Source organism: Thermomicrobiales bacterium, from assembly GCA_023954495.1.
Taxonomy (GTDB): domain Bacteria; phylum Chloroflexota; class Chloroflexia; order Thermomicrobiales; family CFX8; genus JAMLIA01.
In genome coordinates this window covers 26,397-43,087 of record JAMLIA010000015.1, presented here as the reverse complement: position 1 = coordinate 43,087, position 16,691 = coordinate 26,397, and the positions used below count along the sequence as shown (strand labels likewise).

Genomic DNA, 16,691 nt, shown 5'->3' with positions numbered 1-16,691 from the left:
CGGAGCCCCGCGCGCTGTACGGCGATAGGGACTGGAGTGAGAGGAAACTGTAGATTCCGTCTACGGAAAGCCTTTGGGCGCTGGCAGCGACGGTAACTGCCTTGCGCATCCGCGAACCACAGCTTGATTCGCGCCACGATCGAGGTCGATCGATTACGGGGTATCCAGAGGCTCCAGCCTATCGTCCAGTCGATCTATGGTTCAACGTTCGCAAGGTGCGTGCCGCTATACTCAGATTGGGCCGCGACGATGCGACTCGGGTACCGGCAAGACGTTGAACGATTGTGATGTTACGCACGAGCCCTGACGCCCCGATGACAGTAAGATGAAGATTTGATGACATATTCAATCGCGCATATGCAAATGGAGTCATATGGCTGACAAAGTGCTCGTCGTCGATGACGACGCCAAGATTCTCGCCATGATGCGACGCGGCCTGATCTTCGCCGGCTACGAGGTCGATCTCGCCGAAACCGGCGAGCAGGCGCTCGACAAAACCCTCGGCGAGCTGCCCGATCTCGTCATCATCGATGTCATGCTGCCCGGCATCGACGGGCTGGAGGTCTGCCGCCGCCTGCGCGCCGCCGAGCCACGCCTGCCGATCCTGTTGCTGACCGCGCGCGACCGCGTTCCCGACCGCGTGGCCGGCCTCGACGCCGGTGCTGACGACTACCTGGTCAAGCCGTTCGCGTTCGATGAGCTGCTGGCCCGCATCCGCGCGCTCTTGCGACGCGCCGGTGACGAGCATCAGGAAGCGCTCGTCTTCGCCGACCTGCGCCTCAACTCCACGACGCATGAAGTCGTTCGCGGCGAGCGCCCTATCGACCTGACACTGACCGAATACCAGCTGCTCGAATACTTCATGCGCCATCCGCGCCAGGTCCTCTCGCGCGACCGCATTCACGACGCGGTCTGGGGCGATAGCTTCTTCCCCGAGTCCAACGTCATCGACGTCCACATCAAGCGGCTGCGCGAGAAACTGGAGTCGGAGGGCGATCCACGCATCATTCAGACCATTCGCGGCGTCGGCTACAGCCTGCGTCAGCCGAGCGACTAGACGCGGGGCTGCTCGATGTCGCTGCGGTTTCGCCTGGCGCTGATCTACACTGTCGCGTTCCTGATCGCGCTGGCGATCCTGGGCAGCGCCATCTACCTCATCCTGCGCCAGACGCTGACGACCGGCATCGACGATGAGCTGGCCGATCTGGCCGGCCAGATCGAGCGCGCCGTTGTCATCCGCGGTGGCGACCGCCTCGACGCCCAGCACCTGCTCGACGAGATGTTCGTGCTCTCACCGCCAACGCCGGGACAGGAGTTGCGCGCGCAGAACATCCATATCCATATTCTCGGCACTGATGGTCGCTCTCTGGCCAGTTCGTCGCTGACCGCCGAGACCGTCCCGCTCGATCCCGAGGCCGTCGCGGCTGCCGCTTCCGGTGAGGACATCTACCAGACTGTCCGGATCGGCGGTGTCCGCTTGCGCTCGCGCTACAGCCCGCTCACGATCAATGGCGAGACGGTCGCTGTCGTGCAGCTCTCCGAATCGCTCAGCCCGATGATGAAGACGATCGCCGAGTTCCGCACGCTCCTGCTGGCCGGCGGCATCCTCGCCCTGCTCGGCGGTCTGATCGGCACCTGGTCGCTGACGCGCCAGGCGCTGCAGCCGGTCTCCGACCTGACCAACCGCGTCGCGCGCATCGCCGAGACCGGCGAGTTCAATGAACGGGTGCCAGAAGCTGACGAGCCGGACGAGATCGGACGCCTGGCGCTGACCTTCAACGCCCTGCTCGATCGCATCAGCCTCATGCTCGACCGGCAGCGCACACTCGTCGCCGACACGTCCCACGAGCTGCGCAACCCGCTGATGGTCGTGCGCGGCAACCTGGAGCTGCTTGCTGCCGGACTGCCGCCCGAGGAGCAGCGCGACGCCGCCCGCGACGCGATCGAGGAAGTCGACCGGATGACCCGTCTCGTTCAGGACCTGCTCTTCCTGGCCGACGCGGACGCCGACCTCGCCATCGAGCACGATGACGTCCCTCTGGAGGCGCTCGTCGCCAACGTCGTCGACGACGCGCAGCGCATCACCACGCGCGACGACGGCGTCCGCACACTGGAGCTGACCGCCAACGATTCACTGACCATCCGTGGTGATGCGGAACGACTGCGTCAGCTGATCTGGAACCTGGTCGAGAACGCACTGCGCTACACACCGGCCGGCGGCACGGTCTCGGTCAGCCTGCGTCGTCACGGGCAGGTCGCCGAGCTGACCGTCGCCGACACTGGCATCGGCATCGGCCCCGAGCATTTGCCGCACATCTTCGAGCGCTTCTACCGGGCCGACACCGGCCGCTCGCGCGCCGTCGGCGGAACCGGCCTCGGCCTCTCGATCGTCCGTCAGATCACCGAAGCCCACGGCGGCCAGGTCCGCGTCCGCTCCACCCCCGGCGAAGGCTCGACGTTCACCGTGGCGTTGCCGATTAGTGAGGATTGAGGGGCAGACGGCATTGACCACACCACCCCGCGCACGTATCGTGCGTCCCGACCGAGCAATGCGCAAAGGGGATGAAGAAGATGGTGAAGTCACCACCGACGGCCGCCGAGCTGGGGTTAATGCAAGGTTATCCGGCGCCGCCGGATAAGCGCGTCACGCAGGCGAACCTGATGGAGCCGCCGAATAATCGCTGGGCGTTTCAGCACATGCGCGAGCTGATGCCGACGGCGGAGATCTCGCGCGGCAGCGGGCCGGTGAGTGAGCTGCCCGCGCAGCGCAGGGATCTCAGCGATCTGTCGTTCACCGACGCGAGCGGCAGCGAGCGGACGGTCGCCGAGATGCTGGCACTGAGCTATGCGGACTCTCTGGTGGTCCTGCACGATGGCGCGCTGATCGACGAGCACTACTTCAATGGGATGGGGCCGGCCAGCCAGCATCAGATGATGTCGGTCACCAAATCATTCATCGGGACGCTGGCGCTCCAGCTCGCCCACGAGGGGCTGATCGACGAGGCTGCGCCCGTCATTGACTACCTCCCGGAGCTGGCCGGCAGCGCCTGGCAGGATGCAACCGTCCGCCACGCGATCGACATGTCGACCGGCATCCACTTCGACGAGGTCTACGACTTCGGCGAGGGTGACGTCGCTCGCTACGGCATCGCCAGCGGCTTCAGCCCGATCCCGGACGGCTGGAAGGGTCCGTGCAACCTGGAGGAGCTGCTGCCGCAGTTCCAGAAGGAAGGCAGCCACGGCGAGACGTTCCACTACGTGACGCCGAATACCGAGGTGGCCGGCTGGATCATCGCGCGCGTCACCGGCAAGCCAGTCTCGCAGGTCATCAGCGAGCGCATCTGGTCGCAGTTGGGGATGGAACGCGACGCCTACATGATCCGGGATCGGATCGGCATGGAGATGGCGGGCGCAGGATTAAATGCCGCCGCTCGCGATCTGGCGCGCTTTGGCCAGTTGCTCCTGCAGAACGGCACCTGGGACGACCAGCAAATCCTCGCGCCGGAGGTCGTCGCGACGATCCGGGCTGGTGGCGACCGCGAAGCGTTCGCGCGCGGCCTGAGCGAGGCCGGGCCGCTCTGGGAAGGCTGGTCATACCGCGCATTCTGGTGGCACACGCACAACGCGCACAACGCCTTCACCGGCATCGGCATCAACGGCCAGTGGCTCTACGTCGACCCGACCGCGCAGGTCATCATCGTTCAGCAATCGAGCTACCCGACATCGGACCAACCTGAGGCCGACGATATCTGCATCCCCGGGTTCCATGCCATAGCGAAGGAGTTGATGGGGTAGAGGCCCTCACCCCCCGTCCCCCTCTCCCGCGGGGAGAGGGGTGTCCTGTGTCTGGGGGGTTGCTGCCGTGCTGCACTCCAGCAGGAGCGTCGCCTCACGGCGAGGACAGTAGGTGACCGGGCTGCCCGCCAGTGCGAGCCTGAATGAGAAAGCACGGCTGTCGTCGCGGACGAGGCGATGCCAACTTCGTCCGCAATCTCTGCGACAGGATAGCGCCGATTCATCGGTTTTGAGCCAAACCGCAAACCTTCACCCACGCTTCATGCCCTTGTCATACGTGCAGCGCATGATCAATATGTCGGACTCATATACCGACTACCGACGCTCACGCTCACGAACCCATGGAGGTCGTCCGGCAATGACAACTGGAAACACAATCAAGACTGTCGGACTCTTAACCGCGCTCACGATGCTGCTGGTCGTGATCGGGCAGTTCGTAGGTGGCCCGAGTGGCGCGGCCATCTTCCTGCTCATCGCGCTGGTGCTGAACTTCGGTGCCTGGTGGTTTTCCGACAAGCTGGCGTTGCGGATGTCTGGCGCGCGCGAGGTGACGGAGGCCGAGGAGCCGGAGTTGCACGGCATGGTCGAGCATCTGTCGATGCTGGCCCGCCTGCCGAAGCCGCGCGTCTATGTCATCGACAACGAGAGCCCGAACGCGTTTGCCACTGGCCGCAACCCCGACCACGCCGCCGTCGCGGTGACAACCGGCATCCAGCGCCTGCTGAGCAAGGATGAGCTGGCCGGCGTGATGGCCCACGAGCTGGCGCACATCCGCAACCGCGACACGCTGATCAGTGCCGTTGTCGCGACCATCGCCGGCGCGATCACCTGGATTGCGAACATGCTGCAATGGACGGCGATCTTCGGTGGATTCGGTCGCGACGATGAAGAAGGCGGCAGTATCATCGGCATGCTGGCCCTCGCGATTCTCGCGCCGATCGCCGCAATGATCATCCAGTTGGCGATCTCACGATCGCGCGAGTTCTCGGCCGACGCGACCGGCGCACGGATTCTGGGCGATCCACTGCCGCTGGCCAGCGCGCTGGAGAAGCTGCAGACCGGCGTCCAGCGACGCCCGATGGCGCAGACCAACCCGGCGACACAGCACCTGTTCATCGTGAACCCGATTGCCGGCGCGACCGTCAGCAAGCTCTTCAGCACACACCCACCGACTGCGGACCGCGTCGCCCGACTGCAGCAGATGGCATTGCAGCCCAGCCAGTCGGCCTATCTTCGATAACTTCTACCCCTACCCCCTTTTCCCAACCCCTCGTCCGCCCCGGACGAGGGGTTGCCCATACCTCGCGGTATGGTGGTTGCGAGTAAATTGGAGGCACGGCGAGCGGAGAGGGTCGCGACGATGTGGAGAATATTGGCACTCGTCATCGTCGTTGGGCTGGTCGCCTGGCCGGATCAGGCGGCAGGAGCATGCCGTATTCTCACCGTTGACGATGCCTTTGAGCGCGCAGACGTGATCTTCAGCGGTCGCGTCACTTCCACAGACGATCCCAACAAGGAACCGCCCTGGTTCTCCACGGTCAAGGTCGAGCAAGTCTGGAAGGGTGACGTCGCGCCAATCGCGCAGGTATCCGTTGACGGTACTGAGCGAATCCCCTTTGAGTCGGGCGTCGACTATCTGGTCTACGGCATTCATGAGCCGGACACGATCCGCATCCACACCGACGCCTGCACCGGCACGGGGCGACTCGACGAATCCAGCGTCTATCTGGAGCATCTCAACCGCACTGTCCCGAAGCGGCAGCCGTGGGTGGCAATCGGCATTGCGCTCCTGCTACTGGCCGGCATCACGCTCGTCATCCGCGCCCCACGAATGACGCGGATTGGGCCGCCAGCTTCGTCCTGAGCAAATAGCCTTTGATCCCTTCGTAGGGACAGCGCTCGCGCTGTCATCGCCGTGAGGCGACACCCCCGCGTGGCCTCGGTATATCGCCACCGCGTCCAACCCCCGACAACCAACCTCAGCGTTCTTCCGGCGGACGCACCGACTTGAACATCGCTAGCAGCAGCAGATCGTAGGTACCTTTCAGCGTGCCGGCGACGACTAGCGGCCAGCCGAACGGCGAGAGCGAGAGCATCCAGCCGGACAGCAGTGGACTGGCTGCCGACGCCAGGCTGCGTGGCACCGATGTGAGGCTCGCTGCGGCCGGGCGCTCGGCGGGAGTGACCACTGCCATGACGTAGGAGTTGCGAGTCGGCACGTCCATCTGCGAGAGCAGGCTCCGTGCGAAGAGGAGCGTGATCGCCAGCGACAGGTTCGGCATGAACGGCACCAGAATCAGGAAGATGTTTGCCGGTAGATGGCTGAAGACCATCGTGTTGACCAGCCCGATCCGACCCGCCAGCCAGGCTGCCACCGGATAGGAGATGGCCGACAGCAGCCCCGACCAGAAGAAGATTGTGGCGGTCGTGGCGATCGACAGGTCGAAGCGCTGAAATAGCCAGAGCGCCAACAGTGACTGCACGACGAAGCCGCCGCCGAATGAATCCAGCGAGAAGAGCGCGGCCAGCGTGTAGACGATGCGCTTCGATTCGCGCAGCGGCGTCGGTGGTGCATCTGCCGGGGGTTCGATGGCCGGCGAGAGATGGCGGTAGAGCGCCATCGCAATCAGCGCCAGCAGTGCGTAGGCGACGAACATGAGTGAGAGCGCATCCTGCAGATTCAGCGCGGTGGATCGGGCGATCAGTGACGGTAGACCGGCAGCCAGCGCGCCAACCGCGCCGACCAGCGACGCGACGAGGCCGTAGCGCGCGAACAGAGACGTACGCTCGCGGTCGTCAACCGTCTGCGGCAGGAGCGTCTGCTCAAGCGGCAGGAAGACGCTGACGTCACCAGCCGAGGGATTGAGCGTCCCGATAAACGCAATGAGCAGTAACGGCCAGAAGGTGTGGACCGCTGCGAATGCGAAGCCGGTTGCCGCCATGACGAATGCCGCCGCCAGCAGGAGGCTCCGGCGACGCAGACGGTAGGCAACCAGACCGACGAGGATCGTCAAGCCGGCCGAGCCGAGCAACGTTGCGGTCGAGATCGCGCCAACGCGGAACTCGCTGAAGCCCAGCTCCAGCAGATAGACCGGCAGCAGCACGCTGATAAACCCATCGGCGAATGCACGCACGCCACGCGCGAGGACCAGCAGCATCGCATCTGACGACGCGGTCGCCGGGAGCAACCCGATCGATTGCAGCACGAACCCTCCCACCCACTGGTACCGTTCGTGCATGATACGTGGGCGGTAGGTTATTCGGTATGGAGAGCAACGAAAGGTCCTGCTACATGTCATTGCCCCCACGCCGATGGTCCTGGTGCGTGATGGTGGTCGTCCTGCTCCTGGCAGTGTCGGCCCCGCTGATTGCCCTCGCCGCCGACTTCGGCGACCGCGTCCCCGGCCAGCGTGTCTATGACCAGACCGGGGCTCTGACAGCTGACAACATCGCTCGCATCGATACACAGGCAGCCGCAGTCGAAGAGACCGGCTCGCCCGTGGTCGTCTTTCTGGCAGCCCGCGACGCCGACTACGACGAGACCGTTGCTGATGGCCGCGAGCTGATGGAGACGTGGGATATTCAGTCCGGACCGGATCAGCGCGATGGCGTGGTCATCTTCCTTAATTTGCAGCCGGATAATCTGGACCACGGCACCTACGCACTGATCGCCGGGAAGTCGCTGATTGATGGCAACCTGCCGCAGTACGAGCTCGACCGCATCGCCAGCGACATGCGGCCCCAACTGGAAGACGGCGACATCGCCGGTGCCATCATCCTCGCGCTGGAGCGCATCGAGCGCGACCTGACGCTCGGCCCGCCACCACCGCCGGAGCCGAGCACCGCCGAGCGCTTCGCCGGGTCGGTCGCGGACGGCGCGTTCAGCATCGTCAATTTCCTCGGTGTCGTCCTGGCGGCAGCTGCGGGGTTCCTGCTGTCGCAGCGCATCCCGACGCGGATGACGTCGAAGGCACCGGTCACGCAAGCAGTCTCTCCACCAACCGATCTGTCACCGGCGCTGGCCGGATCGCTCGTCGCGGGGAACGTCACCGATACGGCGATTGGCGCAACACTGCTCGACCTCGCGGCGCGCGGTGCGATCGCCATCGAGCCGGATGGCAAGAAGAAAATCCGCATCCGGCTACAGGATGAGCGCGACGTGCAGCCCGGCTACGAGCAGATGATCTGGAGCGCGCTGTCCGAGCAGGCGGACGCGGACGGGATCGTCAGCGACAAGCAGATGGGTAAGGTGCGAAAGTCGTGGGGTGATGTGCGCAAGCAGATCCGCCAGGAGCTGATCGAGCGCGGCTGGTTCGCGACAGATGCGAACGAGCGGCGCAAACCGTACTGGATCTTCGCGGCGCTGCTGTACGGCCTGGCGATCATCGTCATCATTCTCGCTGCCATCGCGAAGAGTCCGTTGGCGCTGATCGGGTTCGTTCCGCTGGCATTCGTCGGCACGATCGCGATCATCCTCGTTTCTCAGATACCGAACACGACCGTCGAAGGCGATCAGGTTGCTGCTCCCTGGCGTGGCTACAAGCGCTATCTTGGCGCAGCCGGCAAGAACCCGCAGGTGGACCTCGATCTCGACACCGCCGTGCCCTATGCATTGGCGCTCGGATCGGGACAGGCATTCAACAAACGACTCGAAAAGGCGAGCGAAGCGGGCTACCTACCGGTCTGGCTGGGCGGCCCGGAGACCGGCTCGGCCTATACTGCCGGCTTCTATCCGTACTGGGTTGCGTTCAACAGCAGCGTCGCGCCATCCAGCAGTGGCGCTGCCGGGTCGGGTGCCTCGGCCGGGAGCGGCGCGGCCGGCGGCAGCTTCTAGGACATCGTTTCAGCCCGGCCAGATCACGGTCGGTGTCGTTGACACAACCCGTGAAACCCTCCTATACTGCGCCCACGAGACAGTTTCCGACAGGTCACGTGCAGGCAATCTATGCGCAAATGAAAGGAGCCATCACGCCCGCCGTCCGTGACGGTACGTGACCCTGGCGATACAGCATGAATCTCAATAATCCTATGAGAAAGCGATGTGCCCCATGGCAGCGATACACCGATTCACGGGCCGCTTATCCAGCCGCCCCACCTGGATCACCGGGGCGTTAATTGGGACCGCCCTCCTTACTCTCGCCGTCGCCCAACTGGCGATTCTCTCCGCCGCAGCCGAGACTCCGGCGACCGACGCCTTCCAGCGCACCTGGGCGCGCACCGACCAACCGGTCGCCAACGGCAATGTCCTGCGCACCTGGATGTGGGGACCGCAGGCCAACACCGGCGCACTCCAGGAACCGTATGACGACGCTCCCGGTGGCATGCGCACCGTCCAGTACTACGACAAGTCCCGCATGGAAGACGCAGCATGGTCCGGTGCTACCGAACCGTGGGATGTGACCAACGGTCTGCTCGTCGTCGAGATGGTGACCGGTCAGCTCCAGCTCGGAGATACGCACTTCGAGGCGCACGACCCGGCGACGGTCAACATCGCTGGTGATCCCGGCAGCCAGCCGACCTACGCCGACATCGCCGCCTTCGGTCTGCGAGATCAGCCGGCTACCGCGGTCGGCACGACACTCACGACCTGGGTCGATGGCTCCGGCATCATGGCGACGGCACCAGCCGATCCACCAGCGAACGTGACGGCAGCCGAGCGGCTGACCGTCGAGGGCATCGACCACACGGTGGCGTCGGTCTTCTGGGATTTCATGAACTCCTCGGGACTGGTGCAGGAGAACGGGGAGCTGACCGAGGCACCGCTGTTCCAGAACTCGTACTACGCCACGGGCTATCCGATCACTGAGGCGTACTGGTCGCAGGTGATGATCGGTGGGGAGCCGACGACGGTGCTGTGGCAGTGCTTCGAGCGCCGCTGCCTGACCTTCAATGCGGCCAACCAGTCGGGCTGGCAGGTCGAGGCGGGTAATGTCGGGCAGCACTACTATGCGTGGCGCTCCAGCCTGACATCGGGCACTGACCCTGAGCCCGAGCCGAACCCAACCGAGCCACCGATCCTGACGCCAACACCCGGCCCGGACGCCACGACCTTCACCGACGGCTCGTGGACCGTCGGCAAGGACATCGAGGCCGGCACCTACCGCAGTGGCGCCAGTGGTGTCATGTGCTACTGGGAGCGGTTGAGCGGCTTCGGCGGTACGATTGATGACATCATCGCGAATGACATCAATACCGGCCGCGCTGTCGTCAGCATCGACGCCAGTGACACCGGCTTCTTCTCAGAAGGCTGCGGCACCTGGTCTACCGATCTGTCCGCGATCACCACGAGCCCAACGGCAGATTTCGGCGACGGCACCTGGATCGTCAGCGTCGATGTCGGACCAGGCACGTGGCGTAACAGCGATTCGAGCGAGGGGTGCTACTGGGAGCGCCAGTCTGACTTCACCGGCGACCTGGACGGCATCATCGCCAACGAATTCTCAACCAGCATTCAGACCGTGACGATTAGCGGAAGTGATGCAGCATTCACGTCGAAGACCTGCGGCACCTGGACACGCATCGGCGATTGACCAACTCACCGACAAGTGAACCCCGGCCATTCTGGCCGGGGTTCACTTCGCGCTCTGGTGTGGACCTGACGAGGTCAGGCAGCCTTAAGGTCCGAGGTGCAAGCCGGGCAACGCGTTGCTGCAATCGGAACAACCGTCATGCAGTACGGGCATTCGCGAGTGGTCGGATCCGCCTCAGCCTGCTGCTTGCGCCGTGACATGAGCAGGTTGAACGGCTTGATGACGAAGAAGAACAGCGCAGCGGCGACAAGCAGGAACGCGATGATGGCGTTCAGGAATGCGCCGTACATGATCTGGCTGTTGTTGATCGTGAAGCTGAGGTTCGAAAAATCCGGCTTGCCGAAGATCGCGGCGATCAACGGCGTCAGGATATTCTCGACCAGCGACGTGATAACGGCACCGAACGCTGCGCCGATAACGACAGCGACGGCGAGGTCAAGGACGTTCCCGCGCAAGATAAACGCGCGAAACTCATCCGCGAGTGATCTCAATATATCCCCCTTCGAATCACAGACTCGAGCCGCCACCCCAACAGCGACCCGAAAACGTACAAACGGCGCGAACGTTCGCACGTTAGTGTCGGTACTTTAACACTTTTGTGGCACGTCGTATAGCGGGTTCATTAAATAATGGACATGATTTGATGCGATACGCAGGTGTCGGTACCTGAATTGAAAGAGACGAGCCAAACTCATGATCGGCTTTATCATTCGCTGGCTCATCATTGCCGCATCCGTCGCGGTGGCCGCCTGGATCGTGCCCGGCATTCGTATCGACGACGATCGTGGCGTCTCGGCGATCCTGATCATGGCAGCGGTGCTGGCAGTGGTGAACCTGCTGGTCAAGCCAGTGCTGACCGCCGTTTCGTGCTGCCTGATCATCGTGACGCTCGGCCTGTTCCTGCTGGTCATCAACACGCTGACGTTCTGGCTGGCGTCCGGCATCGCCTCCGACTGGTTCGATGCTGGCTTTCACGTTAGCGGGTTCTGGGCGGCGTTCCTCGGCGGTGTCATCGTCAGCATCGTCTCGTGGCTGCTGACGGCGTTCGTTGATAACTAGCTGCGGGCTAGCGATCCAGCAGTTCGGCCAGCTCAACCAGCAACGCCCGGCACTCGGTGAGCCGATCCGCACCGAGTGCGGTCGCCCATTCCGCTTCGAGCGCGGCGATGCTGGCTCGCGCGCTGCGTTCGACGAGCATGCCGCGCTCGGTACGACGAACGATTCTGGCACGGCCATCGACCGGATCGGCGACGCGCTCGACGTAGCCACCAGCGACGAGATGATCGACCAGCGCGCCCATCGATTGCTTCGTCATCTGCGCGCGTTCGGCCAGTTCGGTTACGCGTGAGCCGTCGAACGCCAGATGCTGAAATACGGTGAGATGCGACGGTCGGAGATCTGCATAGCCCGCCCCATGCAGGTCAGCAAGGATGCGTGCGCTGATGGCCTGGAACGGTACCCGCAGCAGCGCACCGAGCATCGGTTCCGGCTCGCCTGCGCGATCCATCATCTTCCTGCTTGACACGATAGACAGCCTGCCTTACTTTATCGCAGCCACATCGTCAGCGTTCCTGACGAATATCGTAGCTGATGGAACAAGAGGTGAGCTGTGGCGGCGCTATTCAACGCAAACTTCGTTCGGACGAACCGCAACGATCTCTCCCGCACTGTCTGGTACTCGGGCTATCTGCTGACATTCCTGGCCACCGGCGATGAAACAGGCGGGGCGTTCACCATCGTTGAGGAGGTCGGGCAGAAGGGGCTCAGCGCCGAGCCGCCGATGCACGTCCACCAGCGTGAAGACGAATCGTTCTACGTGCTTGAAGGGCGGATGAACTTCGTCATCGGTGATGCGAACGTCGACGCGCCGGCAGGGACGCTTGTTGTCCTGCCACGCGGAGTGCCGCATCGGTTCACGCTGGAGTCGGAGCATGTGCGAGTGCTGAACATGTGCACGCCGGCCGGCTTCGAGGGCTTCTTCCGCGCGCTCAGTGAGCCGGCGCCATCCCTGACGCTGCCGCCAATGCCGGACGGGCCACCCGATATCGCCCACTTCATCCGAACCGCCGCAGCCTACGGCGTCGACATCCTGCCACCACCGGACCACTAGCGCCCGGCGCGGACCGCGGCGACTCGTTCGCGTACAGCAGGCGCGACCTCGTCAATGAACAGCCGCAGATTTTCCGGCGTCGGGTCAGTCCAGAGGATGAAGCTGCCAAAGCCATACTCGGTCGCCAGCGTCGTCAACGCCGAGACCCAATGCTCGACTGTTCCGATGACTTCGCGGTCGCCACCGCTGAATGGCGCAGACGCGGAATCAGCGAAGCTGCCGTTGATGTTGTAGATGCGCCGGACAGCCGCCGGTGCGCGACCGGCTGCGCGCGCGGCATCGTCGATGATGGCTTGCCGGTCGAGGCTCTCGATGGGCGACAGATACGACATCGACGGCACCCAGCCATCCGCGGCGCGGCCAGTCAGCCGCAACGCACGCGGCCCAAGCACGCCGAGCCAGATGCTCATGTCGTGGGCGGGAGCCGGGCCGGGTTGCGCGCCGATGACGCGGTAGATCTCGCCATCGTGACGCAGGCCGCGTCCGCCAGACCACATCGCGCGGACAATCGCGATCGCCTCTTCGAGCGCCCCGATCGCCTCGCCGGGCGTGCGAACCGGCCCACCCATCGCAGCGATCGCATCCCAGAACGCGCCAGCGCCGAGGCCCAGCTCGAAGCGACCGCCGCTGAGCTGGTCGAGCGTCGCAGCCTCCTTCGCCAGCATCGTCGGCAAGCGCAACGGCAGGTTGGCGACATCGGGGAAGATGCGCACGCGCTCGGTCTGCGCCAGTAGCATCGCGATCAGCGCCATCGTGTCGAAGTAGCGCCGCTGGTACGGGTGATCCTGAATGCCGATCAGATCGTAGCCCAGCTCGTCCAGCCGACCACCCAGGTCGAGCAAAGCTGCCGGGTCGCTGTTATCGGGGATCAGGAAATAGCCGAATTGCAGATCGTGCCCGTAGTCAGCCATCTGTCACGCTTCGTTCTATCGCTCGGGCGCAAGCGAATCAGGGAGCGCCCCGACCACGAAGGCCGGGGCGCGACGGGATCTACTTGACGCGGTTGGCGATGCTCCAGTGGTGCGCGTGGTATCCCTGACCGGCCTTCTCCAGCTCGGCGATGACGGCGTCCGTGCCGCGTCGCTCGACCGGGAACGGCTCGACAGTGGCGAGATAGGCGGCAACACGCGCTGCCGATGCCGCGCCACCCTGCAGGCCGCGCAGCGTGACCTTGTCGACCGTATCTGCTTCGGTGTGGCCGTAGCCGCGCCCGATCATTCCAGCGGTCGAACCCATGGTGTTCAGCGTCGCACTCGGGAACCCCGCGCGGAAGAACGGAAAGTGGTCGGAGTGCGTGCCGACCCGGTTGCGCACTTCCATCTTGTGCTTCATCGTGCCGGAGAGTCCGCGGAACCAGTTGGCCAGCGTCTCGTCCCCGGTAGCGGTGATCTGATCCGTGCCCTCGCGACCGGCCCCGTCGAGATTGAGCGCGATGATCAGCTTCTCGTCGCCATCGAGGTAGCGCTCGTGGTGCGCCCAGCTACCACCCAGGCCCAACTCTTCATACGCGAAGCAGATGACGCGCACCGTCCGGCGCATCTGACCGGCAAACGGCGCAAGCACCCGACCGGCCTCCAGTCCAACGAGCGTTCCCGCGCCGTCGTCCGCCGCGCCCTGGGCGACATCATGGCCATCGTAGTGGCCGCCCATCAGCACGATCTCCTCCGGGTGCTGGCCGGGGATATCGCCGACGACATTGTAGGAGCGTGACAGGTAGGTCCTGTTCTGGGTATGGATCTTCATCCGCACCGTGCCGCGCTCGGCCAATCGGCGGATCATGCTGCCGGATTCATGGTTGATGCCGATGCCCTGAATGGCCGCCTCGTGGTCGGCGTCCTCCTTGCCCTCTGGATTCTGCGCATAGAGTGAGCCAGTGATGTGCAGCATGCCGGGGTTCTTGTTGACGAAGATGCAGCCGATCGCGCCAGCCTCGACCGCGAGGCGGAACTTGTCGGTGCGGTGCAGCGTCACCTCGCCCGGCCTGTTCGTCTCGGCAGCGGTCAGCACGATCTTGCCGCGGATCGCTTCGCCGGCCCGCTCGAAGTCGGCTGTCTCGCCTTCACCGATGTCGATCATCTCACCCTCGACGGTGCCACTGCCGGTGAACGGCATCGAGATCGCCGAGAATGAGCGCTCCACTGGCTCCAGCATCGTCAGCTCACAGGTCCCGCGCTCCCAGGTGTAGACCGGGAACTCCTCCAGGTGCGCGTTCTGCAGGCCATATTCCTTCATCTTGCCCAGCAGGAACTCACCGGCCTTATGCTCGCTCTCCGAGCCACCGAAGCGCGAGCCGAGATCGTCGCAGATATAGCGCAGGTTCGTGTAGATCTCATCCGAGGTCCAGACCTCACCCAGCACATACTTCTCGATGTCGCGAACGTTTGGCTGATCCGCCATGTCACTCTCCTCACTCGTGCGATTCTGCCGTTGCGGCAGCATCGCCGGAGTCGGGCGCGCTGTCAACGTCGTCGGAGCCACGTAGACTCATCGATACCAGGATCGGAGGGGTGCGCATCTGAACCAGTCCTCACCACATCGCTGGCCAGCACAGTCGGCCGCTGCCTGGGCGTGGATCTTCGCCGCGATGAGCTTCTACTGGGCTGCCGGTGGGACGATCGGCGCAGGCACGATTGGCGAGACGATCAGCGGTCCGACGTTGCGCCGCGATCCCGGTATGATCGCGTTGCTCGTGGTGACCGGCCTGCTGAAGGTGCTCGCTGGCACCTTTGCGCTGGCGCTGATCTCGCCGTGGGGACGCCGCGCACCTCGCCGCCTGATGCGGGCACTCGCCTGGATCGGCGGCGGCGGGCTGCTACTCTACAGCATCGCCCTGCTCATTCAGCATGGGCTGATGGCGGCCGGCGTGATCGACCGCGCGGCCTCATTGAGCGCCAGCGAGCTGCGCTGGCACCTCTGGTTCTGGGACCCGTTCTGGCTACTCGGTGGCATCCTGTTCGCCGCCGCAGCGCGCGCCTACGACGCGAGTGATAAGGGGAGATGATGGAGCAGTCAATCACAGTCGATCCAGGAATGGTCGAGCACTACCTGACGACGCTCGCGCAGTTCGGCGCGTATGGCGAGACTGGCGTCAAGCGGCTGGTCTATTCGCCGGAGTGGGTTGCCGCCCAGGAGCAGGTCCAGCAATGGTGCCGCGAGGTCGGTCTCGACACGCGGATGGACGGCGTTGGCAACGTCTGGGGCCGCATCGACGGCAGCGAGGGCGGCGCGTCGGTCGTCAGCGGCTCGCACATCGACTCGCAAGCGCCAGGCGGACGCTTCGATGGAGCGCTCGGCGTCGTCGCGGCCCTGTCAGCCGTGCGCACGTTGGTCGAGCAGTTCGGCCAGCCAAAGCGTCCGCTGGAGGTGTTGTCGTTCTGCGAGGAGGAATCCAGCCGCTTCGCCTCGACCAACTTCTGGGGCTCACGTGCCATCACGGGGCGGATCATGCCGAATGATCCGGACAACACGATCGCTTTCACCGGCGAGACCATGGCGGAAGCCATGCGTGAAGTCGGCCTCGACCCGGCGAAGATCCCGGAAGCCAAACGTAGCGACATCGACACCTTCATCGAGCTGCACATCGAGCAGGGGCCGATCCTGGAGCAGATGGGGCTGCCGGTCGGCATCGTCACCGCGATTACCGGCCTGCGCCACTACGTCGTCGAGCTGACCGGTCGCTCCGACCACGCCGGCGCACGCCCGATGGACACCCGCCGCGACCCGATGCCGGCCGCCGCCGAGATCATCACTGACGTCATCACGACGGCGCTACGCTTCGGCCGTCCAGCCGTGACGACAATCGGCAACATGCAGGTCGAGCCGAACCTGCCGGCCGCCGTGCCGGACAAGGTCACGTTCATGATCGACGCCCGCCACCCCGATCCCGAGGTGCGCAAGCGGCTGTTCGCCAAGCACGAACGCACGATCGAGGAGGTCGCCGCACGCCACGACATCGACGTCAGCTGGCGCGTCGTCGCCGACCACGACCCGTGCATCTCCGATCCCGGCGTCGTCGCAGCGCTGGAAGAGGCGGCCCAGGCACAGGGCATCGCCTATCAGCTGATGCACAGCGGCGCGGGGCACGATACGCAGCGCATGGCGAAGAAGGCCAAGGTCGCGATGATCTTCGTCCCCAGCCAGGGCGGTCGCAGCCACACCCCGGCAGAGTTCACCAGCATCGAGGATATGATGCCGGGGATCAATGTGCTGGCGAATGCGCTGTATCGGCTGGCGTATTGACGGGGAGGCCCTCACCC

The 16,691-nt window shown here is 64.5% G+C and carries 16 protein-coding genes; 11 read left to right on the top strand and 5 right to left on the bottom strand.

Annotated elements, in window-relative coordinates:
* Nucleotides 1–373: 373 nt before the first annotated feature.
* The 5 genes from M9890_04820 to M9890_04800 all read left to right on the top strand — a co-directional run bounded on the left by M9890_04820 (nucleotide 374) and on the right by M9890_04800 (nucleotide 5,659).
* Nucleotides 374–1,057 carry a response regulator transcription factor gene (locus M9890_04820; protein MCO5176285.1) on the top strand — a complete coding sequence of 228 codons (684 nt, stop codon included), beginning with the start codon at nucleotides 374–376 and terminating at the stop codon, nucleotides 1,055–1,057.
* 15 nt (nucleotides 1,058–1,072) lie between these two features.
* On the top strand, nucleotides 1,073–2,491 hold the full coding sequence (locus M9890_04815; GenBank protein MCO5176284.1) for an ATP-binding protein: 1,419 nt from the start codon (nucleotides 1,073–1,075) through the stop codon (nucleotides 2,489–2,491).
* 80 nt (nucleotides 2,492–2,571) lie between these two features.
* Nucleotides 2,572–3,795, top strand: a complete 1,224-nt coding sequence (locus M9890_04810) for a beta-lactamase family protein (GenBank protein MCO5176283.1) — start codon at nucleotides 2,572–2,574, stop codon at nucleotides 3,793–3,795.
* A gap of 358 nt (nucleotides 3,796–4,153) precedes the next feature.
* Nucleotides 4,154–5,035: a zinc metalloprotease HtpX gene (locus M9890_04805; protein MCO5176282.1), complete on the top strand. Its 882-nt coding sequence runs from the start codon at nucleotides 4,154–4,156 to the stop codon at nucleotides 5,033–5,035.
* A gap of 132 nt (nucleotides 5,036–5,167) precedes the next feature.
* On the top strand, nucleotides 5,168–5,659 hold the full coding sequence (locus M9890_04800) for a hypothetical protein (GenBank protein MCO5176281.1): 492 nt from the start codon (nucleotides 5,168–5,170) through the stop codon (nucleotides 5,657–5,659).
* Nucleotides 5,660–5,774: 115 nt separating this feature from the next.
* On the opposite strand, the gene M9890_04795 is transcribed toward M9890_04800, so the two are convergent.
* Complete coding sequence (locus M9890_04795) at nucleotides 5,775–7,001, bottom strand: MFS transporter (GenBank protein ID MCO5176280.1); 1,227 nt, start codon at nucleotides 6,999–7,001, stop codon at nucleotides 5,775–5,777.
* A 125-nt stretch (nucleotides 7,002–7,126) separates the two neighbouring features.
* Here M9890_04795 and M9890_04790 point away from each other — a divergent pair, with 125 nt between their 5' ends.
* Both M9890_04790 and M9890_04785 read left to right on the top strand, forming a co-directional pair.
* Nucleotides 7,127–8,629 carry a DUF2207 domain-containing protein gene (locus tag M9890_04790; protein ID MCO5176279.1) on the top strand — a complete coding sequence of 501 codons (1,503 nt, stop codon included), beginning with the start codon at nucleotides 7,127–7,129 and terminating at the stop codon, nucleotides 8,627–8,629.
* Between the two features lie 214 nt (nucleotides 8,630–8,843).
* Nucleotides 8,844–10,325, top strand: coding sequence for a hypothetical protein (locus tag M9890_04785; protein ID MCO5176278.1), 1,482 nt, complete (start codon nucleotides 8,844–8,846; stop codon nucleotides 10,323–10,325).
* 74 nt (nucleotides 10,326–10,399) lie between these two features.
* Here M9890_04785 and mscL read toward each other — a convergent pair whose 3' ends face one another.
* Complete coding sequence (gene mscL / locus M9890_04780) at nucleotides 10,400–10,816, bottom strand: large conductance mechanosensitive channel protein MscL (protein MCO5176277.1); 417 nt, start codon at nucleotides 10,814–10,816, stop codon at nucleotides 10,400–10,402.
* A gap of 202 nt (nucleotides 10,817–11,018) precedes the next feature.
* Between mscL and M9890_04775 the strand changes: the two genes are divergently transcribed.
* The gene (locus M9890_04775; protein ID MCO5176276.1) at nucleotides 11,019–11,384 is read left to right on the top strand and encodes a phage holin family protein; all 366 of its coding nucleotides are present in this window, start codon (nucleotides 11,019–11,021) and stop codon (nucleotides 11,382–11,384) included.
* 7 nt (nucleotides 11,385–11,391) lie between these two features.
* Here M9890_04775 and M9890_04770 read toward each other — a convergent pair whose 3' ends face one another.
* Nucleotides 11,392–11,835 carry a MarR family transcriptional regulator gene (locus M9890_04770; GenBank protein ID MCO5176275.1) on the bottom strand — a complete coding sequence of 148 codons (444 nt, stop codon included), beginning with the start codon at nucleotides 11,833–11,835 and terminating at the stop codon, nucleotides 11,392–11,394.
* 99 nt (nucleotides 11,836–11,934) lie between these two features.
* Here M9890_04770 and M9890_04765 point away from each other — a divergent pair, with 99 nt between their 5' ends.
* Complete coding sequence (locus M9890_04765; GenBank protein MCO5176274.1) at nucleotides 11,935–12,435, top strand: quercetin 2,3-dioxygenase; 501 nt, start codon at nucleotides 11,935–11,937, stop codon at nucleotides 12,433–12,435.
* Here the strand turns inward: M9890_04765 and M9890_04760 are convergent.
* A complete protein-coding gene (locus M9890_04760; protein ID MCO5176273.1) occupies nucleotides 12,432–13,346 on the bottom strand; it encodes an LLM class flavin-dependent oxidoreductase in 915 nt (304 codons plus the stop codon). The genes M9890_04765 and M9890_04760 overlap by 4 nt on opposite strands.
* A gap of 79 nt (nucleotides 13,347–13,425) precedes the next feature.
* Nucleotides 13,426–14,832, bottom strand: a complete 1,407-nt coding sequence (locus M9890_04755; GenBank protein ID MCO5176272.1) for a M28 family peptidase — start codon at nucleotides 14,830–14,832, stop codon at nucleotides 13,426–13,428.
* A 187-nt stretch (nucleotides 14,833–15,019) separates the two neighbouring features.
* Here M9890_04755 and M9890_04750 point away from each other — a divergent pair, with 187 nt between their 5' ends.
* Complete coding sequence (locus M9890_04750; protein ID MCO5176271.1) at nucleotides 15,020–15,436, top strand: DUF3995 domain-containing protein; 417 nt, start codon at nucleotides 15,020–15,022, stop codon at nucleotides 15,434–15,436.
* Complete coding sequence (locus tag M9890_04745; protein MCO5176270.1) at nucleotides 15,436–16,674, top strand: Zn-dependent hydrolase; 1,239 nt, start codon at nucleotides 15,436–15,438, stop codon at nucleotides 16,672–16,674. The genes M9890_04750 and M9890_04745 overlap by 1 nt, the downstream gene beginning before the upstream one ends.
* The last annotated feature ends 17 nt before the right edge of the window (nucleotides 16,675–16,691 follow it).